This window comes from Rhizobium moroccans, assembly GCF_057559155.1.
Genome location: NZ_JBHFJG010000046.1, coordinates 48,990 through 75,095 on the forward strand (window position 1 = coordinate 48,990; position 26,106 = coordinate 75,095).

28 protein-coding genes and 1 pseudogene are annotated in these 26,106 nt (G+C 62.8%); 13 read left to right on the forward strand and 16 right to left on the reverse strand.

Features of this window, described 5'->3' with window-relative positions; genetic code table 11:
• Positions 1–77 precede the first annotated feature (77 nt).
• Both ACE04I_RS21325 and ACE04I_RS21330 read left to right on the forward strand, forming a co-directional pair.
• Positions 78–1,040: a LysR family transcriptional regulator gene (locus tag ACE04I_RS21325; RefSeq protein ID WP_137326750.1), complete on the forward strand. Its 963-nt coding sequence runs from the start codon at positions 78–80 to the stop codon at positions 1,038–1,040.
• 213 nt (positions 1,041–1,253) lie between these two features.
• Entirely contained in the window at positions 1,254–1,814 is a 561-nt protein-coding gene (locus ACE04I_RS21330; protein WP_046792645.1) for a DUF2087 domain-containing protein, read from the forward strand.
• Between the two features lie 10 nt (positions 1,815–1,824).
• Here the strand turns inward: ACE04I_RS21330 and ACE04I_RS21335 are convergent, their stop codons facing one another.
• The 3 genes from ACE04I_RS21335 to ACE04I_RS21345 all read right to left on the reverse strand — a co-directional run bounded on the left by ACE04I_RS21335 (position 1,825) and on the right by ACE04I_RS21345 (position 5,205).
• Positions 1,825–2,661 carry a PhzF family phenazine biosynthesis protein gene (locus ACE04I_RS21335; protein ID WP_046792644.1) on the reverse strand — a complete coding sequence of 279 codons (837 nt, stop codon included), beginning with the start codon at positions 2,659–2,661 and terminating at the stop codon, positions 1,825–1,827.
• 90 nt (positions 2,662–2,751) lie between these two features.
• Complete coding sequence (locus tag ACE04I_RS21340) at positions 2,752–4,740, reverse strand: bifunctional 2',3'-cyclic-nucleotide 2'-phosphodiesterase/3'-nucleotidase (protein WP_046792643.1); 1,989 nt, start codon at positions 4,738–4,740, stop codon at positions 2,752–2,754.
• A gap of 126 nt (positions 4,741–4,866) precedes the next feature.
• Positions 4,867–5,205: a PilZ domain-containing protein gene (locus ACE04I_RS21345; protein WP_046793014.1), complete on the reverse strand. Its 339-nt coding sequence runs from the start codon at positions 5,203–5,205 to the stop codon at positions 4,867–4,869.
• A 275-nt stretch (positions 5,206–5,480) separates the two neighbouring features.
• Here ACE04I_RS21345 and ACE04I_RS21350 point away from each other — a divergent pair, with 275 nt between their 5' ends.
• The gene (locus ACE04I_RS21350; protein WP_046792642.1) at positions 5,481–6,314 is read left to right on the forward strand and encodes a DMT family transporter; all 834 of its coding nucleotides are present in this window, start codon (positions 5,481–5,483) and stop codon (positions 6,312–6,314) included.
• Here ACE04I_RS21350 and ACE04I_RS21355 read toward each other — a convergent pair.
• Complete coding sequence (locus tag ACE04I_RS21355) at positions 6,309–6,770, reverse strand: Lrp/AsnC family transcriptional regulator (RefSeq protein WP_046792641.1); 462 nt, start codon at positions 6,768–6,770, stop codon at positions 6,309–6,311. The two genes, ACE04I_RS21350 and ACE04I_RS21355, sit on opposite strands and share 6 nt — an antisense overlap.
• Before the next feature lie 157 nt (positions 6,771–6,927).
• Here ACE04I_RS21355 and ald point away from each other — a divergent pair, with 157 nt between their 5' ends.
• Entirely contained in the window at positions 6,928–8,046 is a 1,119-nt protein-coding gene (ald, locus tag ACE04I_RS21360; protein WP_487207588.1) for an alanine dehydrogenase, read from the forward strand.
• Positions 8,047–8,374: 328 nt separating this feature from the next.
• On the forward strand, positions 8,375–9,046 hold the full coding sequence (locus tag ACE04I_RS21365) for a PadR family transcriptional regulator (RefSeq protein WP_052760333.1): 672 nt from the start codon (positions 8,375–8,377) through the stop codon (positions 9,044–9,046).
• A gap of 41 nt (positions 9,047–9,087) precedes the next feature.
• Here ACE04I_RS21365 and ACE04I_RS21370 read toward each other — a convergent pair whose 3' ends face one another.
• The 7 genes and pseudogenes from ACE04I_RS21370 to ACE04I_RS21400 form a co-directional block, all read right to left on the reverse strand.
• The gene (locus tag ACE04I_RS21370) at positions 9,088–9,480 is read right to left on the reverse strand and encodes a nuclear transport factor 2 family protein (RefSeq protein WP_170986335.1); all 393 of its coding nucleotides are present in this window, start codon (positions 9,478–9,480) and stop codon (positions 9,088–9,090) included.
• A gap of 66 nt (positions 9,481–9,546) precedes the next feature.
• Positions 9,547–10,035: pseudogene (locus ACE04I_RS21375) on the reverse strand (DUF1203 domain-containing protein); the annotation flags it as partial.
• 73 nt (positions 10,036–10,108) lie between these two features.
• Positions 10,109–10,666, reverse strand: a complete 558-nt coding sequence (locus ACE04I_RS21380; protein ID WP_046792639.1) for a GNAT family N-acetyltransferase — start codon at positions 10,664–10,666, stop codon at positions 10,109–10,111.
• A 3-nt stretch (positions 10,667–10,669) separates the two neighbouring features.
• Entirely contained in the window at positions 10,670–11,536 is an 867-nt protein-coding gene (sseA, locus tag ACE04I_RS21385) for a 3-mercaptopyruvate sulfurtransferase (RefSeq protein WP_170986334.1), read from the reverse strand.
• Positions 11,537–11,554: 18 nt separating this feature from the next.
• Positions 11,555–12,295: an alanyl-tRNA editing protein gene (locus tag ACE04I_RS21390; protein WP_046792637.1), complete on the reverse strand. Its 741-nt coding sequence runs from the start codon at positions 12,293–12,295 to the stop codon at positions 11,555–11,557.
• A gap of 19 nt (positions 12,296–12,314) precedes the next feature.
• Entirely contained in the window at positions 12,315–13,352 is a 1,038-nt protein-coding gene (locus ACE04I_RS21395; protein WP_046792636.1) for a cysteine synthase A, read from the reverse strand.
• A 229-nt stretch (positions 13,353–13,581) separates the two neighbouring features.
• The gene (locus ACE04I_RS21400; RefSeq protein WP_046792635.1) at positions 13,582–13,824 is read right to left on the reverse strand and encodes a DUF982 domain-containing protein; all 243 of its coding nucleotides are present in this window, start codon (positions 13,822–13,824) and stop codon (positions 13,582–13,584) included.
• Positions 13,825–14,096: 272 nt separating this feature from the next.
• Between ACE04I_RS21400 and ACE04I_RS21405 the strand changes: the two genes are divergently transcribed.
• Positions 14,097–14,294, forward strand: a complete 198-nt coding sequence (locus tag ACE04I_RS21405) for a hypothetical protein (protein ID WP_046792634.1) — start codon at positions 14,097–14,099, stop codon at positions 14,292–14,294.
• Positions 14,295–14,305: 11 nt separating this feature from the next.
• Here ACE04I_RS21405 and ACE04I_RS21410 read toward each other — a convergent pair whose 3' ends face one another.
• Both ACE04I_RS21410 and ACE04I_RS21415 read right to left on the reverse strand, forming a co-directional pair.
• The gene (locus ACE04I_RS21410; RefSeq protein WP_046792633.1) at positions 14,306–15,193 is read right to left on the reverse strand and encodes an ABC transporter permease; all 888 of its coding nucleotides are present in this window, start codon (positions 15,191–15,193) and stop codon (positions 14,306–14,308) included.
• Between the two features lie 103 nt (positions 15,194–15,296).
• Positions 15,297–16,298 (reverse strand): ABC transporter substrate-binding protein, encoded by a 1,002-nt coding sequence (locus tag ACE04I_RS21415; protein WP_487207589.1) that lies wholly within the window; start codon positions 16,296–16,298, stop codon positions 15,297–15,299.
• A 303-nt stretch (positions 16,299–16,601) separates the two neighbouring features.
• Here ACE04I_RS21415 and ACE04I_RS21420 point away from each other — a divergent pair, with 303 nt between their 5' ends.
• The 7 genes from ACE04I_RS21420 (at position 16,602) to ACE04I_RS21450 (ending at position 24,199) form a co-directional block, all read left to right on the forward strand.
• Positions 16,602–17,669: a LacI family DNA-binding transcriptional regulator gene (locus ACE04I_RS21420; protein WP_046792632.1), complete on the forward strand. Its 1,068-nt coding sequence runs from the start codon at positions 16,602–16,604 to the stop codon at positions 17,667–17,669.
• Positions 17,666–18,688, forward strand: a complete 1,023-nt coding sequence (locus ACE04I_RS21425) for an ABC transporter substrate-binding protein (RefSeq protein ID WP_046792631.1) — start codon at positions 17,666–17,668, stop codon at positions 18,686–18,688. Before ACE04I_RS21420 ends, ACE04I_RS21425 begins: the two co-directional genes overlap by 4 nt.
• A gap of 183 nt (positions 18,689–18,871) precedes the next feature.
• Positions 18,872–19,699: an ABC transporter permease gene (locus ACE04I_RS21430; protein WP_046792630.1), complete on the forward strand. Its 828-nt coding sequence runs from the start codon at positions 18,872–18,874 to the stop codon at positions 19,697–19,699.
• Positions 19,696–20,475, forward strand: a complete 780-nt coding sequence (locus ACE04I_RS21435) for an ABC transporter permease (RefSeq protein ID WP_046792629.1) — start codon at positions 19,696–19,698, stop codon at positions 20,473–20,475. Before ACE04I_RS21430 ends, ACE04I_RS21435 begins: the two co-directional genes overlap by 4 nt.
• A complete protein-coding gene (locus ACE04I_RS21440; RefSeq protein WP_046792628.1) occupies positions 20,468–21,493 on the forward strand; it encodes an ABC transporter ATP-binding protein in 1,026 nt (341 codons plus the stop codon). The genes ACE04I_RS21435 and ACE04I_RS21440 overlap by 8 nt, the downstream gene beginning before the upstream one ends.
• Before the next feature lie 4 nt (positions 21,494–21,497).
• The gene (locus ACE04I_RS21445; protein WP_046792627.1) at positions 21,498–22,418 is read left to right on the forward strand and encodes a nucleoside hydrolase; all 921 of its coding nucleotides are present in this window, start codon (positions 21,498–21,500) and stop codon (positions 22,416–22,418) included.
• Positions 22,415–24,199, forward strand: a complete 1,785-nt coding sequence (locus tag ACE04I_RS21450) for an adenine deaminase (protein ID WP_046792626.1) — start codon at positions 22,415–22,417, stop codon at positions 24,197–24,199. The genes ACE04I_RS21445 and ACE04I_RS21450 overlap by 4 nt, the downstream gene beginning before the upstream one ends.
• A 9-nt stretch (positions 24,200–24,208) precedes the next feature.
• Here ACE04I_RS21450 and ACE04I_RS21455 read toward each other — a convergent pair whose 3' ends face one another.
• The 3 genes from ACE04I_RS21455 to pncA all read right to left on the reverse strand — a co-directional run bounded on the left by ACE04I_RS21455 (position 24,209) and on the right by pncA (position 25,989).
• On the reverse strand, positions 24,209–24,523 hold the full coding sequence (locus ACE04I_RS21455) for an AzlD family protein (protein ID WP_046792625.1): 315 nt from the start codon (positions 24,521–24,523) through the stop codon (positions 24,209–24,211).
• Between the two features lies 1 nt (position 24,524).
• Positions 24,525–25,244 carry an AzlC family ABC transporter permease gene (locus ACE04I_RS21460; protein WP_046792624.1) on the reverse strand — a complete coding sequence of 240 codons (720 nt, stop codon included), beginning with the start codon at positions 25,242–25,244 and terminating at the stop codon, positions 24,525–24,527.
• A 118-nt stretch (positions 25,245–25,362) separates the two neighbouring features.
• Positions 25,363–25,989, reverse strand: coding sequence for a bifunctional nicotinamidase/pyrazinamidase (gene pncA, locus ACE04I_RS21465; protein WP_046792623.1), 627 nt, complete (start codon positions 25,987–25,989; stop codon positions 25,363–25,365).
• Between the last annotated feature and the right edge of the window lie 117 nt (positions 25,990–26,106).

Here is a 26,106-nt window from a genome sequence, read left to right on the forward strand (position 1 = left end):
AGGAAGATAGGTGTGGACTGCTATCGAGAAAACTGTGATAATATCGAAGTCTTTTATCGATAGTTTGGATGATGCCGATGGATGCCAATCCGACCCTCGACCAGCTGCAGGTGTTCCTGGCCGTTGCCGAAACCGGCAGTTTTTCCGCCGCCTCGCGCCAGCTCAACCGCGCGCAATCGGTGGTGAGCTATACCATCTCCAATCTCGAGGCGCAGCTCGAAGTGCCGCTGTTCGAGCGCGGCGGCGCGCGCCAGCCGAAACTGACGGAAGCCGGCAAGGCCATGCTGACGGATGCGCGCCGCATCGTGGCCGACCTGCAGGTCATGCGCGCCCGCGCCAAGAGCATCAAGCAGGGGCTGGAGGCGCAGGTCTCGCTGGCCATCAGCATCATGGTGCCGTCAGAAGCGGTGGTTGCGACGCTGCGCGGCTTCCGCGAAAAATTTCCCGCCGTTTCGCTCAATCTCAATGTCGGCGAGCTCGGCATGGTGATGGGGATGGTGATCGACGGCAAGGCGGATGTGGGTATCGGCGGCGCGCTTTTGAAGCAGGATGATTCCGTCACCGCGGAAAAGATCGGCCATTCCTTCATGTTGCCGGTGGCCTCCGCCGATCATCCGTTGGGGCTAATCGAGCGGCCCCTGACGCTTGCGGATGTGCGTGAGGAAGTGCAGCTCGTCGTGACGGACGCATCCGGTCTGACGAGCGGGCGCGATTTCAACGTGCTCTCCTACAGGACCTGGCGCGTCAGCGACATCGCCACCAAGCACCAGCTCATAAGGGGCGGTCTTGGCTGGGGTGGTCTGCCGGCCTCATTGGTCAGGAAGGACATCCTGAAAGGCAAGCTCGTGGCCTTGAAGCTCGATGCCTACGAACAGGGCGAATATCCGCTTTACGCTCTCCGCAAGGCCTCCAATCCGCCCGGACCCGCGGCAGGCTGGCTGATTGACTCCTTCCGCAAACGGCTTTCCGCATGTCCCAACCATGCGGATTTCACGGCGATTCTGGAGGCCGGGAAAGGCATGCTGGCCGCTGCCGAATAGGGCATCGGCGCCGCTAGCCTCCGATTTGACCGGTCTCCCTCCGCTTGCTATAAGCGCGCCACGGTCTGCAGTTCACCGAGGCGTCGCCGTCCCGAAAGGGAAGCTAAACCTGCCATGCTCCATTGAAGATGATCAGCACTTATCCCGTGCCGAAGTCGGAAGCCGGCGACCACAGACACCTTTTCCAGGGAACGGCACGTTCGAGGATAAGACATGCCGAGATCCATCTTTTCCATGGAGATCGCCGACCTTTCGGCCTTCGCCAAATCCGTTCGCGGTGAGATCGACAAGCTCGAGCGCAAGCCGAGCCATGTGGAGATGCTCAATCTGCTGACCCGCGCTGCGGGCTTCCGCAATTTCCAGCATTTTCGCGCCACCAGAAAGACAGCCGAAGCTCTGCAGGAGTGGAACGTGACGTCGGAGGCTCCGCCGGCGCCCGACGAGGCGCGCGTGCTGAAAACCCTCCGCGTCTTCGATCGGGAAGGCTGCATAACCCGCTGGCCGACCAAACGGTCTCAACAGGAGCTTTGCCTCTGGTTTCTCTGGTCGAAAATTCCCGCGGAACCGATCTTCACTGAGCGTGAGATCAGCGAGTTCCTGAACACGCTGCATCTGTTCGGTGATGCCGCGCTGCTGCGCCGGGATCTCTTCGACCTCGGCCTCGTCACCCGCAAGCGGGACGGCAGCGATTATCGGCGCGTGGAGAAGAAGCCGCCTCCGGAGCTCGGATTGCTGCTTCGGCGGCTCGAGGCGAGGGTGGCTGAGGTCGTCTAGCAGCCGGCAGTCAGAGATCGACCGTGCCTTTGATGCAGGTGGTGACCTCTCCGCCGATCCATATCTCGTCTCCCACCCGGTTCACGTGGACACGGCCTGCGCGTCCGAGGCGCGTACCCTGGGCGGCGATATAGTTCGACGGGGCGATGCCGCTGCCGAACAGCCATTGGGCGAGCCCGGCATTCAGGCTGCCTGTCACAGGGTCCTCGAAGCCGGCGGCGGTGAAGGCGCGCACCTCAAACTGCGCGTCCTCCCCGTCCCATTCGGCGTCGAAGGGGCCGACCACGCCCACCCGCAGGCCGGAGAGAGCGGCAAAATCAGGTTCGAGAGCCAGCACGTCCTGGCGGGACCGCAGGAGAAACCCCATCCAGCCAGGCCCGTTGTCCACCCATTGGGCGGCAAGGATCGCCTCCCTCGGGATGGCCAAACCTTGCGCGACCCTCTCGATGACCGCGTCTTCTATAACGCCTTCTCGCTTCAATGGCGGAGCGAGGAAGGCGAGCCGGCTGCCGTCCCGGCGGATACGGACGAGGCCCGCTTCGCATTCCTGCAGGATTTCATCTTTGTCCGTCGAAGCCGATTGCGCCAGCCAGGCATGGCAGCTTCCGAGCGTCGGATGCCCGGCGAACGGCAATTCCTGCTTCGGGGTGAAGATTCGAACTCTGTAGTCTGCCTCGGGATTTCGAGGTTTGAGAAGAAACGTGGTCTCGCTGAGATTGGTCCAGCTGGCGAATGCCTGCATCTGGGCATCATCAAGCGAATCCGCGCCCACGACGACGGCCAGCGGATTGCCCCGCATGGGCTCGCTGGAGAATACGTCGACTTGCTGGAAGGCAAAGGTGGGCATGGCGCTCACAAAGCTGTTTTACGGGGAAGCAAATGGGCGTCATCCTCACCCTCGGGTTCATCCCGAGCGCGAGGATGACGCCCAGATGGATCACAGCACCAGGCGGAACTTGGCGAAGCCGTTCTCGCCGTCACCGGCATCCTCGATCTTCGCGCCCTTCACTTCGGCCGCATATTGCCGCCCCTTCGGTCCGGTCTCGAACACCGCCGTCGTGCCGGACAGAGGCTTGAACGACCAGTTGGCATCCGCCGATGGGTTGATCGTCCCCTGCTCGACGATATAGCGCACGATCACGTCTCGGTTGGTGTCGGGGGCCACGAAGATCACCTTGTCGCCGGCGATTTCCGGGAACTTGCCGCCGCCGCCGGCGCGGTAGTTGTTCGTCGCCACCACGAATTTCTGCGCCGGATCGATCGGCTTGCCGTCATATTTCAGGTCGACGATGCGGTGGGCGTCGGCGTTCAGGAGCTTGCCGTCCTTGTCGAATCGAACCGGCTGCGAAAGATCGATCTGGTAGGTGACGCCGTCGATAACGTCGTAATTGTAAGAGGGGAAATCGCCGTTCAGCAGCGGCGCATCCTTCGATCCCGCCTTCACCTGGTTGAACATGCCGGCCGACATTTCCAGCCAGTTCTTCACCTGCTCGCCGGTAACGAGCACCGCCTGCACCGTATTCGGGTAGAGATAGAGGTCGGCGACGTTCTTGATGGCGATGTCGCCCGAGGGGACGTCCGTATAGTATTCGGCGCCGCCGCGCCCGCCCGCCTTGAAGGGGGCTGCGGCCGAAAGGACGGGATAGTCCTTGTACTGGCCTTCCTTAAGCATGTCCTTGATGTACCACGTCTGCGCGTTGGAGACGATCTGCACGGACGGGTCGTCCGCCACCAGCGCGAAATAGGAGTAGAGCGGCGCGGAGGTCTTGCCCACTGGCCGTCGCACATAGGCAAGCGTCGCCTCATGCTCTGCCTTTGCCGCGGCTGTGACTTCGGGCTTGTCTGCGACGTCGGCGACGATCTTGCGGTTCTCGTCGCGGTGGTAGATCGGCCGCGCCTCGGAGGTGGAATCGACGATCTTCCAGCTATTGCCGTCCTTTTCGAGCAACAGGTCGATGAGCCCCATATGCGAGCCCCAGAAGCCCGCCATCACGGCCGGCTTGCCCATCAACGTGCCCTTCTTGGCATCGGCTCCGGTAATGCCCTCGAAATCCTTCGGGCCGGGGAAGACGAGATGCTGGTGGCCGGTGAAGACGGCATCGATACCCTCGACGCCGGCAAGGTAGAGCGAGGCGTTTTCCATGCGCTCGCTGAGCCCCGTTCCGTCGATGCCGGAATGGGAGAGCGCGATGACGATATCGGCGCCTTCCTCCTTCATCACCGGCACCCAGGCCTTGGCGGCGTCCACGATGTCGCGGGTCTGCGCCTTACCTTCGAGGTTCTTGGCGTCCCAGGTCATGATCTGCGGCGGCACGAAGCCGATGAAGCCCACCTTGATCGGGCTCGTCGCACCGGAGCCGTCGCGGATCTGCTTCTCGATGATGACATAGGGTTTGAAGAAGAGTTCATCCTGTTTGGGATCGGATGCCAGCAACCCTGTGGTAAGATTCGCACAGACGTAAGGGAAGCCGGCGCCCGCCAGCACCTTGAACATGAAGTCGAGGCCGTAGTTGAACTCGTGGTTTCCGAGCGTTCCGACGTCGTAACCGAGCACGTTCATGGCCGTGACGACCGGGTGCTTGTCGCCGTCCTTCATGCCGCGCTCATAGGCGATGTAATCGCCCATCGGGTTGCCCTGCAGGAAGTCGCCATTGTCGATCAGCATCGCATTGCCGGCCTCGGCGCGAATCGAATCGATGATCGAGGCGGTGCGGGCAAGCCCCATCGTGTCGTTCGGCTTGTCGCCGTAATAGTCGTAGGGGAAGACGTGGACGTGGATGTCGGTCGTTTCCATGATGCGCAGATGCGCCTGGTTGCCTTGCGCGCGTGCGGCGAACGGATGCAGCATCACGAGCGCCGAGGAGGCTGCGATCCCGCCGAGCAGAGAGCGGCGCGTGATCGGGTGAAGGGCGGTGAACGACGACATTATGATCTCCCTCTGGATCGTTTTCGCCGGCAGATTATGCGCAATCGCACAGGCTTGCATCAGCAAAATGACAGGGGATGATCGCAGATTGGGGAAGGGCCGGAGATTGCCTCCGGCCGCTCGGATTTACCGCGTCAGCACCGGCTTCACATCCTGGTGGAAGAAGCGGAAATAGGAGGAGACCTGAGCCAGCGCATTGCTGTTGAGGTTGAACTGCACGCCCACCCGGCCGCCGCGGCACCATTTGACGGTGCCTTCGAGGATGCCGAGTTCCTCGCTTTCGATGCGCACGCGGCTGCCGTTTGCCGCATGGAAAGGGCCGTGGAGTTCGAGAGCCATTCCCGTCTCGGAAAGATCGACGACGCGCCCCTGTGTGGCCTGGTTGAAATAGCGGATGGTGCCGAAGATGCGGGTTCTGCTGCGCTCAGCACTTCGGGTCTTCATGTCGAAATTGGCGTTATCCATGACGAGCATCCGGGTTGTGTTGCCTGCAGCGATAAGTAGCAGACATTTCTTGAACTCCCCTTTTGGGAAAGATTAAAAATCGAACGGTCGCGCTAGGCATTTCTTCGTTCTGGCCGCTCGCCCCTTTGACAAATCCGATGGGGCGTCCGACGCATGGAAGATGCGTTCAACTGATTCCCTCGGGAATGAATTATGACAGGGCGCCCCGCCGGCCATTCGGCTGGATATCCAGGGAAACCGGCCGGGAGCCGGGCCGATTGTGACGGGAGCGGGTAATGAGCACCATCGTCGTCGCGCTGGCCCTTTTCGCCGCTATCCTTCATGCGAGCTGGAACGCTTTCCTGCGCTCCGGTGCCGATCGTTTCTGGATGATGACGATCATGATGCTCGCCATGACGATCGTCGCCATCCCTATTGCTGTCGTTCTGCCGTTGCCGATTGCCGAGGCCTGGCCTTACCTGATCGGCTCGGCATTGTTTCAGGTCGCTTACGGTCTGCTGCTCGTAGCCGCCTATCGGCAGGGAGAACTCGGGCAGGTCTATCCGATCATCCGCGGCAGCGCGCCGCTTCTGGTGACGCTTGCCGGCCTCGTCTTTGCCGGCGACGTGTTGCTGCCGCTGACCATGCTCGGCATCAGCCTCGTAGTCCTGGGGATCATGTTGCTGTCGTTCGGGCGGGGCCGAGCCTCTTCCGGCTCCATGTTATATGCGCTTGCGACGGGCATTTCGATCGCCGGCTACTCGACCGTCGACGCAATGGGTATCCGGATTTCCGGCAATCTGAGTTCCTACATCACCTGGGTTTTCCTGCTGCCGGGCATCCTGATGACGGCCGCCTTCGTCATCCTGCGGGGCCCGTTGCACGTCGATCTCCGCTCGCGCGAAACGTTGAAGGCCGCTGGAGGTGGGCTGGTCTCGCTGGTTGCCTACGGTGTCGTGCTGGTGGCCTATTCCATGGCGCCGGCCGGTCCCGTATCGGCGCTGCGTGAGACCAGCGTGGTATTCGCCGCCCTGATCGGCTGGTTGTTCCTGGGCGAAGCGCTTTCGGCCAAGCGGATCGCCGCATGTCTGGTCGTAACGGCCGGCGCGATCCTCATCGGCATCTCATAGGCCGATATTCGGCCGGTCGATCACCTCGCGGAGCGCAAAGCTGGAATTGATCTTGACCACATGCGGCAGGGCCGACAGCCAGTCGCGGTGAATGCGCTCGTAGTCTTCCAGATCCTTCGCCGCCACGCGCAGGATGTAATCGTACTCCCCGGACATCAGGTAGCAGACGAGCACATTGGGGCAGAGCTTCACCGCCGCCTCGAATTCGGCAAGCGTCTTTGCGAACTGGCCCGATAGCGAGATGTGCACGATCACCATCATCTTGTAGTCGAGCGCCTTGTTGGAAAGGCGCGCGTGATAGCCGCTGATCGTGCCGTTCTTCTCCAGGATATCGAGACGTCTGGAGCAGGCGGAGGGAGACAGGCCGACGCGCTGCGCAAGCTCTGCGTTGGAGATGCGGCCCTCCTGTTGAAGAATGCGCATGATCGCAAGATCGATGGCATCTATCCCGCTCATTCGATGATCCTTCGAAAAAATTTCAACTCATGCAATAATCTGCGAAAATCCGCTTTGTGGCAATTCCTCTTCGCAAGGACATTCTTCCGATTCTCTGTTTTGCTTGATCCGTTGAAAACGAAACGGCTGAAAGCCAAGAGATAGAGAGGAACGCTGAATGCGTGTCGGGTGCCCGAAGGAAATCAAAAACCATGAATATCGTGTCGGCCTCACGCCGGGCGCGGTGCGTGAATACGTGGCGCACGGCCACGAAGTGCTGATCGAAACCAAGGCGGGCGCCGGCATCGGCGCAGATGATGCCGCCTATATCGCGGCGGGTGCCAGGATCGTCGGCACCGCGAAGGAAATTTTCGAAAAATCCGACATGGTCGTGAAGGTCAAGGAGCCCCAGCCGAACGAATGGGTGCAGCTCCGCGAAGGCCAGCTTCTCTATACCTATCTTCATCTTGCCCCGGATCCGGAGCAGACCAAGGGCCTGCTCGCTTCCGGCGTCACCGCGGTCGCCTATGAAACCGTGACCGACGAGCGCGGCGGTCTTCCGCTGCTTGCTCCCATGTCGGAGGTCGCCGGGCGCCTGGCGATCCAGGCCGGCGCGACGGCGCTCCAGAAGGCGAATGGCGGGCGCGGCATCCTGCTCGGCGGCGTTCCGGGCGTTCTGCCGGCCAAGGTGGCCGTCATCGGCGGCGGCGTGGTCGGCCTGCATGCCGCCAGAATGGCCGCCGGACTTGGCGCCGATGTCACCGTCATCGATCGTTCGCTGCCGCGCCTGCGCCAGCTCGACGACATCTTCAATGGCCGCGTCCATACCCGCTACTCGACCATCGACGCTGTGGAAGAGGAAACCTTTTCCGCCGATCTGGTCATCGGTGCCGTCCTCATTCCAGGGGCCGCCGCACCGAAGCTCGTCAGCCGCGAAATGCTCTCCGGCATGAAGCAGGGCGCGGTGCTGGTGGATGTCGCGATCGATCAGGGCGGCTGCTTCGAGACCTCGCACGCCACCACGCATTCCGAGCCGACCTACGAGATCGACGGCATCGTGCATTATTGCGTCGCCAACATGCCGGGCGCGGTGCCGGTCACCTCGGCCCATGCGCTCAACAATGCGACCCTCTATCATGGTCTCGCACTTGCCGATCGCGGCCTGCGGGCGATTGCCGAAGACAGGCATCTTCGCAATGGCCTCAACGTCCACAAGGGCAGGGTGACCAACAAGCCGGTCGCCGAGGCGCTGGGCTACGAGGCCTATGCGCCCGAGAGCCTGCTGAGCGTAGCGTGATCGTTTAGATATATCGAAATATATCGATACGCTAAACACTCCTTGGAACGCCGGCGTATCTTCGCCGGCGTTTCCGATTTTGCCGGAACGTCATCCTCCGGCTTGTCCCGAGGATCTAACCCCGTCAATAACATCCTGCGTTTGCAGATCCTCGGGACAAGCCCGAGGATGACGGCGGGACAGGTACGAACCATGTCAGCAGCCCCGACATGGGCGTTTTCTTTCGTTCAAAATCAGTAAGATATGATTTAGATATAACGAAGACATTGACGAAATCTCTACCTTGACTATCTTTAGATATATCGAACGATAGTCAAGGAGACATGTGATGTTCGGACACAAATTTGAAGGCCGTCAGGGCTGCCATGGCCGGGGACGCAGGAATTTCGAGGAAATGTTCGCGATGGGCGGCGGGCCGTTCCGCCGTGGTTTCGGCGGTCGTGGTGGCCCCGGAGGCGGACGTGGTTTCGGTGACGACGGCGACGGCCGTATCGGCCGTTTCCTCATGCAGGGTGATCTGCGCCTGGTCGTATTGGCGCTGATCGAAAAGGAGCCGCGCCACGGCTACGAGATCATCAAGCATATCGAGGATCTCACCTACGGCTTCTATGCGCCGAGCCCCGGCGTCATCTACCCGACGCTCACCTATCTCGAGGAAGCCGGCTATGTCGTCGCCGAGGCGGAGGGCAACAAGAAGCGCTACGCCATCACCGATGAAGGCCGCAAATATCTCGACGAAAACAGGAGCTTTGCCGCGACGATCCTCGACCGCCTCACCGAGCTTGCGGAGCGCATCCGCCAGAAGCAGGAGCGGATGCAGGCCCGCGGGGCCGAGGGTGGCCCGGCATTGCCGCGCAGCATCGATGCAGCCCTCCTGAACCTGCGCGAGGTGATTGCCCGCAAGCTGGAGGCCGACGAGAAGAAGGCCGGCGAGATCGTCAGGCTCCTCCTGCAGACCGCGGAAGATCTGGATCGGAACGGAAACCAGGGCAATGCCTGATCTGCGTGTCGGGAGGCGTCGAAAAGGTGCCTCCCAGCACGTCAAGCGGCTGCATTCTGCGTGATGACTTCGAGCAATTCCTGCGTATCGTAATAGAACGGTATGCCCTCGATAAGCCGTCCGTCCCGGAACCGAAGGCGCTCGCAGAATGGCTGAATGACGGTTCTGCCGGTCGCCCGTGAAACCATCGTCAGGTTGCAGGACAGATGGATTTCCTCCGATGACCCGGTAACTAGGAGCCCGTCCACTTTCATGTCGCTCCAGACCTCGCCCATCTTCGCGAAAAGGGCGGCGATGCCGTCCAGGCCTCTCCAGTTTCCGCGATAGGGCAGAGAGGCCGGCTCGCGAACGATCACGTCCTCCGCGAATGCTTCGGCCAGTTGCCGGATGTCTTTCTCCTCCGACGCCAGAAATGCCATTTCAACGGAAAACATCCGTTCGACAATTGCCTGCGGGCCGAGACCTGCCGTGCCGTGCACCGTTGCCCCGGACGGTGTGGCGGCATTCTCCAGGTCCGGCACCTTGGTGCCGTCGATCCGGCATTGGAAGCAATTGTTGCGGGCCGAGCGGACATGCACATAGGCGATATCCTCGCGCGCCAGCAGATCTTCCGCCCGCGCGGCGATTTCGCCGGTGGGCGTGACCGCGCCGCTGCCGTAGACGATCCGGTCGTCACGGCCGTAGCCGCGCACGATATAGTCGGGGCTTGTCAGGATCGGCGGTATGACCTCTCGCGCCGCATAGCGCTCGCACGGCTGCTTGTGCAGGAAGATCGGTCCGGTTTCCGCATAGGGCTGCAATTCCGGAAACGGGCGATAGGCGAAGACGAGGAATTCCTCGCCGGCGCCGATATTCCGCAGGCAGTGACGGCAGGGATGGCCGGGACCGTCGGAAACCCTTGTCTCCGGCTGAAGACCATAGGCGTCGGGGCTGCCGCTCCACAGATAAGCGGCATGTTCGGTCGGCATGGCGTTGAAGGTGATGGTCATGGCGATCTCCTTGTCTGAGAACGCCTGTGATGCGCCGAGAAAAACCTCGAAACCACCCGTTTCTTGCGGGCCGTCAGCCGTCCAGCGCTTTCAGAAGCTCCGTGTCCGTCATCGGTTCGATCAGCGCTTCGCTGGTGCCGACGGGGGAGAAACCCATCATCTGGTAGAGCTGCAATGCGCGCGGATGGTCGAGCGTATTGGTGGTAACCGTCACCTTTTGCGGATTGCTCTGCCAGGCGGCATAAAGCGCCTGCAGCAGGAACCATTTTCCGATGCCGAGCCCGATCGCCCGCTCGAACAGGCCGAAATAGGAAAGCTCGACCACATCTTCGCTTTCCTGCAGGAGCTCGAAGAAGCCCGCCGGCGCGCCGTCGACGTAAAGAACCGTCACCGAGACGCGCGGGTCGTGGATCGTCGCGGCAAGCTCCTCGTCGTTCATCTTCAGCCGCTTGTACCAGTGCCAGCGCTTGCCCACCTGCCGGTAGATATAGCGGTAGTAATGCAGCGGAATATCCGACGCGCGGATGATCGCCGTCTGGATATTCGCCGGCACCGGCAGGCTCGTCTTGGGTGGAGCCGTCATTTCGAGGCTCGTCACATGCGCCTTCAGGGGAGCGGGCTTCTTCGCCATGAGTCAGGCCGTTTTCGGCGTCGGCGGGCCGGCAACGATCGGCGTATCTTCCCGGCTGCCCCATTCGCTCCAGGAGCCGTCATAGAGCGCGTTGTCCTCGTGGCCGAGGGATTCCAGCGCAAGCGTGATGATTGCGGCGGTGATACCGGAGCCGCAGCTGGTGATCACCGGCCGGCCGAAATCGATGCCGGCATCCTCGATCGCCTGCCGGAGTTCGGAAAGCGGCCTCAGCTTGCCGCTCGTGGAAAATGTGCCGGAAGGCAGGCTGCGGGCGCCCGGCATATGGCCGGAGCGCATTCCGGCGCGCGGCTCGGGCTCGGTGCCGGCAAAGCGGCCGGCGCTGCGGGCATCGGCGATCTGCCGCGATCCTTCGCCGACGATCGAAAGCATCGTCTGGAAATCGATCACCTTGTCGACGCGGAAATTGGTTTTGAACGTCGCGGGAGCGGGCGAGGGAACCTCGGTTTCGAGGGGCCGCCCTTCCGCCTTCCAGCCATCGAGGCCGCCGTCGAGAACGAAGACTTGTCTCGCGCCCATGGTGCGGAAGAGCCACCAGGCACGGGGGGCGGAGAAGATACCGGGTCCGTCATAGACGACGATGCGGTCCTTCTCGCTGATCCCCATCTTGCCGACGGCCTCGGCGAAGACTTCCGGCGAAGGTACCGTGTGGGGCAGGCCGGTCGAATGATCGGCGACCTTGTCGTGATCGAAGCGGAGCGCTCCGGGAATGTGCCCGGCCGCATATTCGGCATCCGCGTCGCGGTTCTGGGCGGGGAGGTAGAAGGAGGCGTCGAGGATTTTGAGATCGGGACTGCCGAGCTCCTTCTGCAGCCAATCGGCCGAAACCACGAAACGGCTTGTCTCGCTCATCATGCTCTCCTGGAGTTCTTAAGCTTCCGCCGCGGAGGGCTCGCCGAACCGGATTCGGAACCGGCGGTTCTCCTTGCCCTTCTTCTCGATCTTGGCGATGTGGATCGCCCCGACCTCCTGCGTCTCGGAAACATGTGTGCCTCCGCAGGGCTGGCTGTCAATGCTGGAGTTCTCGCCGATGCATACGAGGCTCACCCGGCCGAGGCCCATCGGCGGGCGCACGTTTTTCGATTTCACGATGCCGGGATTGGCCGCCAGTTCCTCGTCGGTGATCCACTGGACATAGACGGGATGGTTCTCCTTGACGAGCGCCATCAGCTTGGCCGTCACTTCATGCCTGTCGATCGTCTCGCTCATGTCGAAGTCGATCCGCGCTTCCTCCTCGCCGACGGCCGCGCCGGTGATCGGATACTGGCAGACGACCGAGAGCAGATGGCAGGCGGTGTGCATGCGCATCAGGCGGTAGCGGCGCGGCCAGTCCACATGCAGCGTCAGCTTCTCGCCGACCAGCGGCTGCGGCTCGCCGACGAGCGGAACATGGACGACGATGTCCTTGGTCGCTCCGTGCTTCGTCGGCGCAAGCTGGATTTTCGCGCCGTCGCTGCGCTCCAGAAAGCCCGTATCGCCCGGCTGGCCGCCGGAAGCGGCGTAGAAGCAGGTGCGGTCGAGCTCTATCCCGCCATCCTCGTGAATGGCGGTCACCACCGCTTCGGCAGTCGAAAGATAGAAGTCGTCGCGGTAGAGGGCTTCCACTGGCATGTCGGTTCCTGGGATTGCGTCAGACGGTTTCGAAAGGAACGGGGATGTGCCGCTTTTCGGTCAACCAGCGCGGGATGGGCAAGCCCTTCGACTTGAGGAAGTCCGGGTTGAAGAGCTTGGACTGGTAGCGGTTGCCGTAGTCGCAGAGAATGGTGACGATGGTGTGCCCGGGACCAAGGTCCTTGGCGAGCCGGATGGCGCCGGCAATGTTGATGCCGGTCGAGCCGCCGAGGCAGAGGCCTTCGTTCTCGACCAGGTCGAAGATGAGCGGCAAAGCCTCCGCGTCGGGGATGCGGTAGGCGAAGTCCGGCGTGAAGCCTTCGAGATTGGCGGTGATGCGGCCCTGGCCGATGCCTTCGGTGATCGAGGAGCCTTCCGATTTCAGCTCGCCATGGGCGTAGTATTCGAAGAGTGCCGCCCCTTCCGGGTCGGCGATGCCGATCTTGACGTTCGGATTCTTCGCCTTCAGGCCTTCCGCGACGCCGGCGAGCGTGCCGCCCGATCCGACCGCGCACACGAAGCCGTCCACCTTGCCGCCGGTCTGTTCCCAGATTTCCGGCGCCGTCGTCTGCACATGCGCCTCGCGGTTCGCGACATTGTCGAACTGGTTGGCCCAGATCGCGCCCGCGGGATCGGTCTTGGCAAGCTCCTCGGCCAGCCGGCCGGAAACCTTCACATAATTATTGGGGTTCTTGTAGGGGACGGCCGGAACCTCGACCAGCTCCGCGCCCATCAATTTCAGCGCGTCCTTCTTTTCCTGGCTCTGGGTCTCGGGAATGACGATCACGGTGCGGTATCCGAGCGCCTTGGCAACCAGCGTCAGGCCGATGCCCGTATTGCCCGCCGTGCCTTCCACGATCACGCCGCCGGGCCTCAGCAGCCCCTTCTTCTCCGCGTCGCGGATGATGTAGAGCGCCGCGCGGTCCTTGACCGACTGGCCCGGATTGAGGAACTCCGCCTTGCCGAGGATTTCGCAGCCGGTCGCTTCGGAAGCGCCCTTGAGCCGGATAAGCGGCGTGTTGCCGATCACGCTGAGAACGGAGGGATGGATTGTCATCGGAGCCTTCTTTCGATTGCTTCATGTAAGCAGGGTCTTTTCGGCGGGCAAGCTCCAAAAGGCAAGAAATTCTGTTCTTTAGGATGTCGATGCGGGCGAATTCCGTTTCGTCTATCCCGCCGCGATCTCCGCCGCGCCCGGACATGAAACTGGACATGAAAAAGGCCGGCGCGCGCTGCGCGGCCGGCGATCATGTCCGGAATAATGCCCGTACGATACGTCAGGACGCTCAGTGCGTATAAAGCCGAGCCTCGCTCACGGCCTGTTCGAACTGTTGCCGCGCTTCCTCGGGGGATTTGCGTCCATCGAGCGCCGCCCGGCAGGCGCTGCGGGCTCTCACGAATTCCGGACCTCGCATGTCCGGCCAGCGGTCGGTCAAGAGTGCCAGTGCCTCGAACGGGCTTTTCACGTATTCCGTGCCGAGATGGCCGAAGGTCACGTGAACAGGCTTCTCCCAACTTGTGTTGCGCATTGCTAGCTCCTCCCAAGATACCAACAGAATGAAACGTCGAATTTGCCGGATGGTTCCTCCAGGTGGCGGACACGTTGCTATCCGCCTAAGGACCAAAGGGCGACATGCTTCCTCGTTCCTGCTCCGGGCGCGAATGTAGCATAAAAAATCCGCGCGCGAGCCGCGATGTTAAGAAATCTCTAACAAAGATGGTTAAGATTTTAACGATTGGAAGAGCATGCGGAACCGATGCGGCGAATGTTCGTTGATGCGCGGAAAATAGGAGGTGCTGGATGACCCTGAAGTTCCTGAACTCGCTTCTGAACAACACCGACAATGCCGAGGCCACCGGCACCTATCCCGACGGCGTGTTCCATCTGACATTGACGGAACCGGCCTCCGCCGAAAAGCGCAACAGCCTGCGCGCTTCCTATGAGCGGGACCACCGGGCCGCTCTCAAGATGGAGAACAGCCCGGTCCATTTCGTCTGATCGGGTTTGCCTTATCCGTGCACGATCTCGCGGTGGCGCTGCAGGCGCTGGCCGTAGGCCTGGCTGATGCGGTCGAAGATGATCGCGATGCCGACGATCGCCAGCCCGTTGAAGATACCCAGCGTGAAATACTGGTTGGAGATCGCCCTCAGCACCGGCTGGCCGAGGCCTTGGACGCCGATCATCGAGGCGATAACGACCATGGCGAGCGCCATCATGATCGTCTGGTTGATGCCGGCCATGATGGTCGGCAACGCAAGCGGCATCTGCACGTCCTTCAACCGCTGCCAGCTTGACGAGCCGAACGCGTCCGACGCTTCCAGAACATCGCGGTCAACCAGCCTGATGCCCAGATTGGTGAGCCGGATCATCGGCGGGATGGCGTAGATCACCACGGCGATGAGGCCGGGCACCTTGCCGATGCCGAGCAGCATGACGACGGGGATCAGATAGACGAAGCTCGGCATGGTCTGCATCACGTCGAGCACGGGGTTGACGATGTTCTGCAGCCGGTCGGAGCGCGACATGGCGATGCCGATCGGAATGCCGATGGCGATCGAGAGGACGGTGCAGACGAAGATCATCGAGACGGTCTTCATCGTGTCGTCCCACATGTCGAAATAGCCGATCGCCAGAAGGGTTGCGACGCAGCCCGTCACGATTTTCCAGTTGCGGCTCGCAAGCCAGGCGATCAGCGCGATCGCGATCAGCACGATCGGCCAGGGCGTGCGCGTCAGCAGGCGTTCGGAATGAATGAGAAAGAGCTGCAGCGGATCGAAGAAGGATTCGATGCAGTCGCCATAGGCGCGGGTGAAGGACCGGAAACCGTCGTCGATCATCTTCTTCAGGTCGCGCAACCTGCTGTCGTCCATATGCGGGAAACGGGTCAGCCATTCCATCTCGGGCCTCCTTCGGGTGCGACATGCGGCTTTGGAAAGCCGTACAACAACGGAGAGGCGGCGCGATCGACATCACGCCGCCCGATCCAAGGTGTTGTTCAGGTCAGAGGGCGGCTTTGACTTTTTCCGCGGCCTCTGGCGAAACCCACGAGGTCCACAGAGCCTCGTTCTCACGGAGGAACTGCTTGGCGCCGTCCTCGCCGGTCGCCTGGTTGTCGGTCATCCAGGCCATCAGCTTGTTGACCGTATCGTTGGTCCAGGCGCGCTTGTTGAGATAATCCATGATCTCCGGCCCGGCGCGATCGGCGAAGCTCTTCGTGAGCAGCGTCTGCACCTTGTCCTTCGGCCAGTCGTTCGGCTTCGGATCGGGGCAGTCGGCCACGGTATTGCAGCGCTTCCATTCGGCCGCGTCATAAGGCACGCCGTGCTCGAGCTTCACCATCTCGTAGCGGCCGAGGAGGGCGGTCGGCGCCCAGTAATAGCCGACCCAGCCCTGCTTGGCTTCGTAGGCCTTGGCGATCGATCCGTCGAGGCCGGCCGCCGAACCGGTATCGACCAGCGTGAAGTTCGCCTTTTCCGCTTCATAGGCCTTGTAGAGCTGCGCGGTCGCCACCGTGCCGCCCCAGCCTGCCGGGCCGTTGAAGATCGCGCCCTTGCTGGAATCCTCCGGATCGGGGAAGAGTTCCGGATGCTTCAGCATGTCCTGGATGGTCTTGATGTCCGGATGGGCATCGGCGAGGTATTTCGGTATCCACCAGCCCTGTACCGCGCCGTCCGAGAGCGCGACGGCCGCGCCCACGAGCTTGCCTTCGGTAATGCCGCGGCCGACGACCTCCGGCAGCAGGTCCACCCAACCCTCGGGCGCGAGGTCCGGCTGGCCCTTCTCCACCATGGAGGTGATGGTCGGCACGGTATCGCCCACGATGATCTCGGCATTGCAGCCGTAGCCTTCGTTGAGGATGAGCTTGTCGAGCGCGGCAAGAACTTCGGCGCTCTGCCAGTTCATGCTTGCGATCGTGACGTCTCCGCATTCGGCCGCGGAGGCCGGACTGCCGATGGCGAGAAGGCCCGCGGCAAGGCAGGTGGCTGCAAGGAGATGCTTCATTTTCGTTCCCTTCTGATTGTTGCAGGCCGTTTGACCGTTTTGGGCAGGTTTATTTCCTGCTCTTTTCCTCGGGTCGAGTTTTGCATGAAGGAAGAAGGACGCTGTTTCGTTTGCGCCCATGTTCTGCCTGTTTCCGCCAACGGAAAACTCATTCTTTTCAGGAACGTTACTCCGATGCGGCGGATGCGGGCGCGAAAAATGCCGGCGCAATAGTTCGGGAAACTTGCAGATTCGATTCGACAAGCGGGCGTTGTCGCGCTAGGCGGATTAAACGATTAATCACCTTCAAGCGCGGGCGCCGACGTGGACCGGTCGAAACCGAAATTGTCGAGGATTGCGGAAACGCTCGGCGTTTCCGTCGCGACCGTTTCGAATGCGCTTTCCGGCAAGGGCCGGGTCTCTCCCGAACTCGTGGAGCGCATCCGCGCCACCGCCGCCGAACTCGGCTATGTGCCGAGTGTCGCGGGGCGGGCGCTGCGCACCGGCCGCAGCGGGGTTCTCGGCCTCGTCCTTCCCGATATCGCCAATCCGCTCTTTCCGCAGATCGCCCAGGCGATCGAACATGCCGCGGCAAGCGCCGGCTACGGCGTGCTGATCGCCGACTCCCGCGGCGAGACCGCCATGCAGACGGAAGCGATCGGCAGGCTCATCGAGCGTGGCGTGGACGGCATGGTCGTCGTGCCCCGCCGCGGCACCCGCATCGTCGAGGCAAGCTGTCCCGTCGCCGTCATCGACAGCCCTTCGACGCCGGGCAATACGGTCGCCGCCGATCATTGGGAGGGCGGCAGGCAGATGGGGGGCCATCTGCGCGAGCTCGGCCATCGCAACGTGCTTCTCATCGGCCACAGCCCCGCCTCCAATGTGCAGAACGACCGCATCGGCGGGCTGAAGTCGGGTCTCGGCCGCGGCGCGGTCACGGAAACCCTCTGGATCGAAAAGCTGGAGGCGGCGGGCGGCGCGGGCTGTCCCCTCGGCCTCGTCGAGAAGGTGCGTAGTGGCGTCACCGCGGTCGCTACCCTTTCCGATCTCATCGCGCTTCGCGCGCTCACCGAATTGCAGGGTGCCGGCATCGCGGTTCCCCAGGCGGTCAGCGTCAGCGGCTTCGACGACCTCATCTGGTCCTCCGTCGTGACGCCGGGGCTCACCACCATGCGCATGGACATGGAAACGGTCGCCGAAATTGCCGTTGCGGCGCTGGTCGATACGATCGAGGCGGAGCGGCGCGGCGGTGAGGAACAGAAAATCCTCGGGCCCGTCTCGGCCGCCGTTCCGAAAGTTCCGATGGAACTGGTGATCCGCCACTCCACGGGTGTCGCAGGCATGGGATTGTCGCAAGCAAGAAACCGGACAGAAGGAGAACTCGCATCATGAAGAAGGTCATTCTCGCATCGGGCGTAGCCCTGATGCTCGGCATGGGCGCGGCGCACGCGCAGGAAAAGACGCTCACTATCTCCGTCTATGCTTTCGCGCAGGACGAGTTCAAGAAGATCGTCTACGATCCCTTCGAGAAGCTGTGCAGCTGCAAGCTGGTGGTGGAAACCGGAAACAGCGTCGAGCGGCTCGCCAAGATGGAGGCCAACAAGGCCAATCCGGTGGTCGACATGGCCGTCGTCTCGATGGCCGATGCGCTCGCCGCCACCCGCTCGGACCTCATCGAGAAGATCGACACCTCCAAGCTTTCCAACTTCGACAAGCTCTACGACATCGCCAAGGACCCGAACGGCGACGGTATGAGCGTCGGCTATACCTTCTATGCGACCTCCATCGCTTACCGCACCGACAAGATGAAGATCGAGTCCTGGGCCGATCTCCTGAAGCCGGAATATGTCGAGCACGTCGCCTTCCCGAATGTCACCACCAACCAGGGCCCGCCGGCGCTCTACATGCTGGGCCAGGCGCTCGGCAAGGATAGCCCGGACCTCAAGGGCGCGATCGAAGCCCTCGGCGAGAAGAAGGACGAGATCGTTACCTTCTACGTGAAGTCCTCGCAGCTCGTTCAGCTCATGCAGCAGGAGGAGATCTGGGCCGCTCCGATCGGCCGCTTCTCCTGGGCGCCCTTCACCAAGCTCGATCTGCCGATCGGCTGGGCGACGCCGAAGGAAGGCCAGACGGGCGGCATGAACGTCATGGTGCTGGCCAAGGGCTCCAAGAACCAGGAGCTTGCCCTGCAGTTCATGGATTTCTGGCTCTCCACCGAAGTCCAGGCGAAGCTCGCCGAAGCCCTCGTCGATAGCCCGGCCAACAAGGAAGTGAAGGTTTCCGACCAGGTCGCGAACAACATCACCTACGGCCAGGAAACCGCCGAGAGCCTGAAGCTGATCCCCTCAGACGTGGCGCTCGACAACCGCAATGCCTGGCTTTCCGAGTGGAACGCCAAGGTAGGGCAGTAAAGTCAGTTTTCCCCTCCCCAACCCCTCCCCACAAGGGGGAGGGGCTCTAGTGCCCCAAGGCTGCTGTTGAGCGGACGAGGGCGTCGCGGCTTGTTTTCTCCCCCCTTGTGGGGGAGATGGCCGGCAGGCCAGAGGGGGCACAAACGCAATTCCGTGCAGCGGGATGCAGGAGAAAGACGAGCGATGTTTCACAATAGAGCCGAAGCCATGGCACTTGCCCTGCCGGCGGCAGTCTTCGCGGCGGCAGTGTTTCTGCTGCCGGTGATCCTGCTGCTGGCGGAAGGCTTCAAGTCTGCGGAGGGCTGGAGCGCCGCCGCCTATACCGGCTTCTTTTCCGAGCCGATCAACCAGACGGTCTTCTGGCGGACATTGAGGCTTGGCGCCATCGTCACCGTCGTCTCAGCGGTGATCGGCTATGCGGCTGCATTTGCGATCGTCAATCTGAAACCCGGCACCAAGGGCCGCATGATCGGCCTCGTCATCCTGCCCCTGATGATTTCGCCGGTTGCGCGCACCTATGCCTGGATCGTCATTCTCGGGCGCACCGGCATCGTCAATCAGGCGCTGCAGGGATTGGGGCTGACGGACGGGCCGCTGCGCATCCTGTTCACCGAGACGGCAGTCTTCATCGGTCTCCTTCAGCTCTTTCTGCCGCTGATGATCATCTCGCTGATCTCGGCGCTCGAGAACATGCCGCGCGATGCCGTTCCGGCCGCCCGCGTGCTCGGCGCCAACTGGTTCCAGGTCTTCTGGAAAGTCATCTTGCCGCTCACCAAGGAGGGTGTGGTGATCGGCGGAACGCTGGTCTTCACCGGTTCGCTCACCGCCTATATCACGCCCGCCATTCTCGGCGGCTCCAAGGTGCTGATGCTGGAAACGCTGCTCTATCAGCAGGTCAGCGTCGCCAATGACTTCGTCTCGGCAAGCGTCATCGCGCTGATCCTGATCGTCATGAGCTTCGCCGCCAATCTGCTCCTGAAGCGCGTCGCAACCGCGAGGAACAACCGATGATCCAGCGCCTCTTCGCTCCCTTTGCGCTCTTCCTGGTGATCGGCTTCCTGATCGGGCCCTTCCTCATCATCGTCGCAGCGTCCTTTTCCGCGGGCGAAACGCTCGCCTTCCCGCCGCAAGGCTTTTCGCTCCGCTGGATCGCCAAGGTCTTCACGGTCGAAAGCTTCCGCGACAGCTTCGCGACCTCGATGATGCTCGCGATCGGCGGCACATTCTGCGCGCTGGTACTCGGCATTCCCGCAGCCTATGCCATGTCGCGCTACAAGCTGCCGCTCTCCGAAACCGTCCGCACCATCGTCTCGGCGCCGGTCATCGTGCCGGGCATCATCGTCGGTCTGGCGCTCTTGCGCTATTTCGTCGTGCCCTTCGGCATCGGCATCACACCGGCTCTGTTCCTCGCCCATACAGCGCTCGTGCTGCCCTATGCGGTGCGCGTGGTTTCCGCGAGCCTTGCGAACCTCCGTTCCGATATTGAGGAGGCGGCCGTGCTGCTCGGGTCCTCGCGGCTCGGCGCCTTCTTCCGCGTGGTGCTGCCGAATATCCGCGGCGGCATTCTTTCCGCCTTCATCCTGGGCTTCGTCACCAGCTTCAATCAGGTGCCGGTCTCGCTCTTCCTCTCCGGGCCCGGTGTGCGCACCCTGCCGATCGATATGATCGCCTATATGGAGATCGTCTTCGATCCGTCGGTGGCCGCGCTTTCCTCGCTGCTCGCCTTCATGTCCATCGGCATCGTCTTCCTTGCCGAACGTTTCCTTGGATTCTCCCGCTATGTCTGATCTCGATTTCCTGAGCCTCGAAAAGTTGACGCTCGCCTATGGCGACAGCATTGCGGTGAAAGAGCTCGACCTTTCCATCCGCAAGGGCGAGCTCGTCGCCTTCCTCGGTCCGTCGGGCTGCGGCAAGACGACCACGATGCGGGCGATCGCCGGCCTGCTTGCACCTGCCTCCGGCCGTATCCGGCTCGATGGTGCCGATATCACCCGCGTCTCGGCCAACAGGCGTTCGGTCGGGCTGGTCTTCCAGTCCTACGCGCTTTTCCCGCATCTGAGCGTCTTCGAGAACGTCGCTTTCGGTCTGCGGCTCAAGAAGCTGCCCGCCGCCGACATCGAAAAGCGCGTCAATGCCGGCCTGAAGTCGGTTGGCCTGACGAGCTTCGCCTCGCGCAAGCCCGCCGAGCTTTCCGGCGGCCAGCAGCAGCGCGTGGCGCTCGCCCGCTCGATGGTCATGGAGCCGAAGGTTCTGCTTCTCGACGAACCGCTTTCGAACCTCGACGCCCGCCTGCGCCTCGAAATGCGCACCGAACTCCAGCGTGTGCAGAAGGAGACCGGCGTGACGATGATCTTCGTGACCCACGACCAGGGCGAGGCGCTGTCGCTCGCAGACCGGATCGTCGTCATGAAGGGCGGCACGATCGAGCAGATCGGCACGCCGGAGGAAATCTATAACCGCCCGGCTTCCGCCTTCGTGGCGGATTTCGTCGGCTTCGAGAACATATTCGAGCTTTCCGGCGGAAAGCTGAAGGCCGCTAACGGCCTGGCGGAGCTTCCCGGACCGGTCCCCTCAGCGGCGGGACTGGCCTGGCGGCCGCGCATGGTGACCCTCGGATCAGGTCCTTTCCGGGGCACCGTGCGCGGCGCATCCTTCTCCGGCGACAGCCGCGAATACCTGCTCGATACGCCGCTTGGGCCCATCAAGGCCGAAATCGACGCGAGCCTGCCTGCCCACGCACCGGATACCGAGCTCGCCTTCGATCTTCCGGTCGAAAAGGCGGCGGAACTCAAGCGGTTCGGCTGATCCGATGGGCGTCTGGATCGATACCGACATGGGCTTCGACGACATCGCCGCAGTGATGGTCGTCCTGGCATCGGGCGAGACGGTGGACGGCGTTTCGCTGGTCTTCGGCAATGCCACGCTTGCCCAGGTGGAAAAGAATGCCGCCGGGGCATCGCAAGCCTTCGGCTGGCGGTTTCCCGTCCATCGCGGTCGCGCGGCGCCGGTTCTCGGCCGCATCGAGACCGCCGAGAGCGTGCTCAGCGCGGCGGGCATGCCGACCGCCGGCCTGCATCTGCCGCAGGTCCCCGTGCCGGAACTGGGGGATGCCTTTTCCGCTCTCTGCCTTTGGCTGGAAGGCGAGGGGCCGCGCCGCATCCTGGCGCTCGGTCCGCTCACCAATATCGCGGTGCTGACACTTGCCCGCCCCGATCTGGCGGCAAGGATTACAGAGATCGTCTGGATGGGCGGCGGCGTGACCAGCGGCAATCACACGGCTTCGGCCGAATACAACGCCTTTGCCGATCCCGAGGCCTTGGCCATCGTACTGGCGCACGGCATTCCCTTCCGCATGGTCGATCTCGATCTTTGCCGCAAGGTGTTGGCCGGCCCGGATGACGTCCTCCCCATACGCGAGGCCGGCGGCCGCAACGCCGCTCTGGTCGCCGATCTGCTGGAAGGGTTCATCGGGATCGCCACCAGCCGGGGCAGGGCGGCGATGTCGCTCTACGATGCCGTCGCGGCCGTCGCCTTCGTCTGTCCCGAAGCGGTGACATGGCGTGAAGCACGGCTCGATGTCGAACTTGCCGGCGCGCTCACCCGCGGCCGCACCATTTTGGAAACACGGCCCGGAAAGGCCGAATTCAACGCTGCCTACGGAGCGGATATCGATGCCGGCCGGGCACGCACGATGATTTTGGATGCCCTGAGAATGGAGGCAGGCCGATGAAGGGAATGATCGCGACCGTTTGCGAGTTCAACGATCCGCAACTGCGCGAGCGCGCGGTCGAGGCGGCGAGGGGCGATGCGCCCTTCGATGTGCTGATTGCCGGCGGTACGCTGGTGGACATGGTGACGGGTGAATTGCGCCGCGCCGATATCGGCCTTGTCGGGCCGCTGATCGCCAGCGTCCATGAAGCCGGCAGCCGCGCCGACGCGGCGGAAACCGTCGATGCCGGCGGGGCCTTCGTCTCGCCCGGCCTCATCGATACGCATATGCATGTCGAAAGCTCCATGGTCACGCCGGCAAACTATGCGGCGGCGGTATTGCCGCGGGGCGTCACCACCATCGTCTGGGACCCGCACGAATTCGGCAATGTCTACGGCGTCGATGGCGTGCGCTGGGCGGTCGAGGCGAAGAAGAAGCTGCCGCTGCGCGCCGTCATGCTGGCGCCCTCCAGCGTGCCCTCCGCGCCGGGGCTCGAAATGGCCGGCGCCGATTTCGATGCCGATGTCATCGAGGAAATGCTGCTATGGCCGGAGATCGGCGGCCTTGCGGAAATGATGAACATGCGCGGCGTCATCGAGCGCGATCCCCGCATGACCGATATCGTCCAGGCGGCGCTCACCTCGGAAAAGCTGATCTGCGGCCATGCGCGCAGCCTCGCCGGCGGCGATCTCCAGGCTTTCATGACCGCCGGGGTCACGTCGGATCACGAGCTGGTCTCGGGCGGCGATCTGCTGGCCAAGCTGCGCGCTGGCCTGACGATCGAGCTGCGCGGCTCGCACGATCACCTTCTGCCGGAATTCGTCGAGGCGCTGAACAAGCTCGGCCATCTGCCGCAGACGGTGACGCTCTGCACCGACGACGTGTTCCCCGACGATCTCTACCATCAGGGTGGATTGGACGACGTGGTGCGCCGGCTGGTGCGCTACGGCATGAAGCCGGAATGGGCGCTGCAGGCCGCCACCTTCAACGCCTCCCGCCGCATCGGCCGGGCCGATCTCGGTCTCATCGCCGCCGGACGGCGGGGAGATATCGTCCTCTTCGAGGATCTGACGGATTTTCGCGTGCGCGAGGTTTTCGTCAGCGGCAGGCGGGTCGCCAAGGGCGGAAACATGGTCGTGGAGCTGACCGCCGCGGACCCGATGCCGCTTCGCGATTCCGTGAAGCTCCAGCCTTTGCGGGAAGAGGATTTCCGGTTGCGCGCGGAAGGCCGCAAGGTTCGCCTCGCGACGATCGACCAGCCGCGATTCACTTGCTGGGGGCAGACGGATGCGGATGTCGTCGACGGTTACGTGGTACCCCCGGAGGGAACGGCGCTGATTGCCGTGACCCACCGCCACGGCCGCGCCGACAGCCGCACCCGTCTTGGCTTCCTGAGGGGTTGGGGCGCCTGGCGCGGAGCTTTCGCCACCACCGTTTCGCATGACAGCCACAATCTCGCGGTGTTCGGCGGCAACCCCCGTGACATGGCGGCGGCCGCCAATGCGGTGATCGAGGCGGGCGGCGGCCTGGCGGTCGCTTCCGCCGGCAAGGTCGATGCGATTTTGCCCCTGCCACTGGCGGGCCTTGTTTCCGAAGCCGGATTGAAGGAAGTCTCCGAAGGCTTTTCGGCGATCCGCGCGGCGGTGGACCGCATCGTGGACTGGCAGCCGCCCTACCTGGTCTTCAAGGCCTGCTTCGGCGCGACGCTTGCCTGCAATGCCGGGCCGCACCAGACCGATCGCGGCATTGCCGATGCCACGACGGGTCGCCTTCTGGAATGCCCTATCCTGGAAACGCTCTGAGAGGGCTCGTCAGAAGCCCAGAAGGTGGCGGCAGACCATTGCCGCCGCCCAGCCGGCAGCGAGCATGATGAGGCCGGGGTAACGCAGCGCCACGAGAAGGGCTGCCCCCATGGCGATCTTCACGTCCCAGCCGCCGGTAAAGAAGGCAGGTGCCACGAGCGTCGCCAGAACCGCGGCGGGCACCGCATTCAGTGCCGCTTCCATGCGCGGCGGAATGGTTTTCATGCGCGTGATCAGCACATAGCCGCCGATGCGCGTGAGGAAAGTCGCGACCGCGGCGGCGGCGATCAGCAGCACCATGCCCATGCTGGAATGGTCTTCCATCTCAGGCCTCCGTCTCGCTTGCGGGCTCGCCCTCGGGTTCGGAAGCCGGCAACGGCAGAAGCGCGGCGACGATGATGCCGACGACCGCGCCGATGCTGACATGCCAGGGGGAGCCGACGAAATGGTAGCCGAGGACGGAGCCCAGCACGCTTGCGAGCACGACCGGGTAGAAGCCGGGCTTGCTGCGGAAGCCGAGCACCAGGCCGAGGAAGTATATCGGCAGCAGCACGTCGATGCCGAGCGTCCTCGGATCGCCGATCATCCGGCCGAAATAGGCGCCGACGACGCTGAAGAACAGCCAGGGAAAATAGATCGCGGCCCCGAAGCCGAGATACCAGATGAAGCTGACACCGCGCCCGTCCTCGCCGCGCCGCACGCTTTCGGCGAATTGCGGATCGGTCAGCAGGAAGAAGGTCAAGAACTTCTGGACGGGCGAAAAATGCCGGATGAAGCGGGCGATCGCGGCCGAATAGAGCACATGCCGGAAGTTCACGGCGAAGACGGACAGCACCACCAGCCAGGGCGCGACGTTCTGCCCGAAGAGCTCGATGCCGACGAGCTGGCTGGCGCCGGCATAGACGACGGCGCTCATCAGCCCGGCCTCGGCGACTGAAAGCCCGTTATCGACGGCCACGGCGCCGAAGAGCACTGCAAACGGTGCGGAAGAGAGCGCGATGATGGCTCCGCCCCTGACGCCTTCTAGAAGATCGCTGCGGTTCATGGGAATACCTCTGGCGCAGCGTTTAAGCGTCAAGCGTGCCGGAGGCAATTCAATTGGGCTGATGGATCTATCGATTCCGCTGAAGCATGCCGCCGATCCTGTTGCGCCGGCGGCCCGCTCAGGAGCGCAGGATATCCCGGCTCGTCAGGATGGTCACACCCTTGGCCTCCATCTCGGCGATCGCCTGTTTCACGCCTTTCGGATCGATGCCGCGGCTCGCGTCCTTGATGAAACGCACCTTCACGTCCGGGAGCATTTCCAGCGCGTCGAGCGCTGAAAACTTCACACAGTAATCGGTGGCCAGCCCGCAGAGATCGAGTTCGGTCACCTGCTGGGCCCTGAGATAGTTGGCAAGTCCCGTCACCGCCGCCCGGTCGTTGTCGCGGAAGGCGGAATAGCTGTCGATCGCCGGGTTCTCGCCCTTCTGCTGAATGAAGTCGATGGCGTCCGTGTTGAGATCGGGATGGAAATCCGCATCCGCCGTTTCCTGCACGCAGTGATCCGGCCACATCATCTGCGGCTGGCCGGAAAGCTCGCCCATCTCGAACGGCTTCTTGCCTGGATGCCGGGAGGCGAAGCTGCCATGGTTCTCCGGATGCCAGTCCTGCGAGGCGACGATCAGGTCGTAGCCGCCGTCCTCGATCAGCCGGTTCACGATCGGCACGATCTTGTCGCCTTCGGGCACGGGCAGATTGCCGCCGGGGCAGAAACCGTTCTGGATGTCGATCAGGAGCAGGGCCTTCATCGCGCTTCCTCCAAATTCCCTTGCTTGCGCGTAAGATGACAAGCCATGCGTCGAGGATCAAGCTCTAAGGGCAATCGGGGGTGGTTCCCTCGACATAAGGAAGCTTTTTAGGCGTGG

What these genes read in the sequence shown, in the direction of transcription:
- ACE04I_RS21325 (WP_137326750.1), top strand. Translation starts at nt 78, where the DNA reads ATGGATGCCAATCCGACCCTCGACCAGCTGCAGGTGTTCCTGGCCGTT.
- ACE04I_RS21330 (WP_046792645.1), top strand. Translation starts at nt 1,254, where the DNA reads ATGCCGAGATCCATCTTTTCCATGGAGATCGCCGACCTTTCGGCCTTC.
- ACE04I_RS21335 (WP_046792644.1), bottom strand. Translation starts at nt 2,661, where the DNA reads ATGCCCACCTTTGCCTTCCAGCAAGTCGACGTATTCTCCAGCGAGCCC.
- ACE04I_RS21340 (WP_046792643.1), bottom strand. Translation starts at nt 4,740, where the DNA reads ATGTCGTCGTTCACCGCCCTTCACCCGATCACGCGCCGCTCTCTGCTC.
- ACE04I_RS21345 (WP_046793014.1), bottom strand. Translation starts at nt 5,205, where the DNA reads ATGGATAACGCCAATTTCGACATGAAGACCCGAAGTGCTGAGCGCAGC.
- ACE04I_RS21350 (WP_046792642.1), top strand. Translation starts at nt 5,481, where the DNA reads ATGAGCACCATCGTCGTCGCGCTGGCCCTTTTCGCCGCTATCCTTCAT.
- ACE04I_RS21355 (WP_046792641.1), bottom strand. Translation starts at nt 6,770, where the DNA reads ATGAGCGGGATAGATGCCATCGATCTTGCGATCATGCGCATTCTTCAA.
- ald (WP_487207588.1), top strand. Translation starts at nt 6,928, where the DNA reads ATGCGTGTCGGGTGCCCGAAGGAAATCAAAAACCATGAATATCGTGTC.
- ACE04I_RS21365 (WP_052760333.1), top strand. Translation starts at nt 8,375, where the DNA reads ATGTTCGGACACAAATTTGAAGGCCGTCAGGGCTGCCATGGCCGGGGA.
- ACE04I_RS21370 (WP_170986335.1), bottom strand. Translation starts at nt 9,480, where the DNA reads ATGTTTTCCGTTGAAATGGCATTTCTGGCGTCGGAGGAGAAAGACATC.
- ACE04I_RS21380 (WP_046792639.1), bottom strand. Translation starts at nt 10,666, where the DNA reads ATGGCGAAGAAGCCCGCTCCCCTGAAGGCGCATGTGACGAGCCTCGAA.
- sseA (WP_170986334.1), bottom strand. Translation starts at nt 11,536, where the DNA reads ATGAGCGAGACAAGCCGTTTCGTGGTTTCGGCCGATTGGCTGCAGAAG.
- ACE04I_RS21390 (WP_046792637.1), bottom strand. Translation starts at nt 12,295, where the DNA reads ATGCCAGTGGAAGCCCTCTACCGCGACGACTTCTATCTTTCGACTGCC.
- ACE04I_RS21395 (WP_046792636.1), bottom strand. Translation starts at nt 13,352, where the DNA reads ATGACAATCCATCCCTCCGTTCTCAGCGTGATCGGCAACACGCCGCTT.
- ACE04I_RS21400 (WP_046792635.1), bottom strand. Translation starts at nt 13,824, where the DNA reads ATGCGCAACACAAGTTGGGAGAAGCCTGTTCACGTGACCTTCGGCCAT.
- ACE04I_RS21405 (WP_046792634.1), top strand. Translation starts at nt 14,097, where the DNA reads ATGACCCTGAAGTTCCTGAACTCGCTTCTGAACAACACCGACAATGCC.
- ACE04I_RS21410 (WP_046792633.1), bottom strand. Translation starts at nt 15,193, where the DNA reads ATGGAATGGCTGACCCGTTTCCCGCATATGGACGACAGCAGGTTGCGC.
- ACE04I_RS21415 (WP_487207589.1), bottom strand. Translation starts at nt 16,298, where the DNA reads ATGAAGCATCTCCTTGCAGCCACCTGCCTTGCCGCGGGCCTTCTCGCC.
- ACE04I_RS21425 (WP_046792631.1), top strand. Translation starts at nt 17,666, where the DNA reads ATGAAGAAGGTCATTCTCGCATCGGGCGTAGCCCTGATGCTCGGCATG.
- ACE04I_RS21430 (WP_046792630.1), top strand. Translation starts at nt 18,872, where the DNA reads ATGTTTCACAATAGAGCCGAAGCCATGGCACTTGCCCTGCCGGCGGCA.
- ACE04I_RS21435 (WP_046792629.1), top strand. Translation starts at nt 19,696, where the DNA reads ATGATCCAGCGCCTCTTCGCTCCCTTTGCGCTCTTCCTGGTGATCGGC.
- ACE04I_RS21440 (WP_046792628.1), top strand. Translation starts at nt 20,468, where the DNA reads ATGTCTGATCTCGATTTCCTGAGCCTCGAAAAGTTGACGCTCGCCTAT.
- ACE04I_RS21445 (WP_046792627.1), top strand. Translation starts at nt 21,498, where the DNA reads ATGGGCGTCTGGATCGATACCGACATGGGCTTCGACGACATCGCCGCA.
- ACE04I_RS21450 (WP_046792626.1), top strand. Translation starts at nt 22,415, where the DNA reads ATGAAGGGAATGATCGCGACCGTTTGCGAGTTCAACGATCCGCAACTG.
- ACE04I_RS21455 (WP_046792625.1), bottom strand. Translation starts at nt 24,523, where the DNA reads ATGGAAGACCATTCCAGCATGGGCATGGTGCTGCTGATCGCCGCCGCC.
- ACE04I_RS21460 (WP_046792624.1), bottom strand. Translation starts at nt 25,244, where the DNA reads ATGAACCGCAGCGATCTTCTAGAAGGCGTCAGGGGCGGAGCCATCATC.
- pncA (WP_046792623.1), bottom strand. Translation starts at nt 25,989, where the DNA reads ATGAAGGCCCTGCTCCTGATCGACATCCAGAACGGTTTCTGCCCCGGC.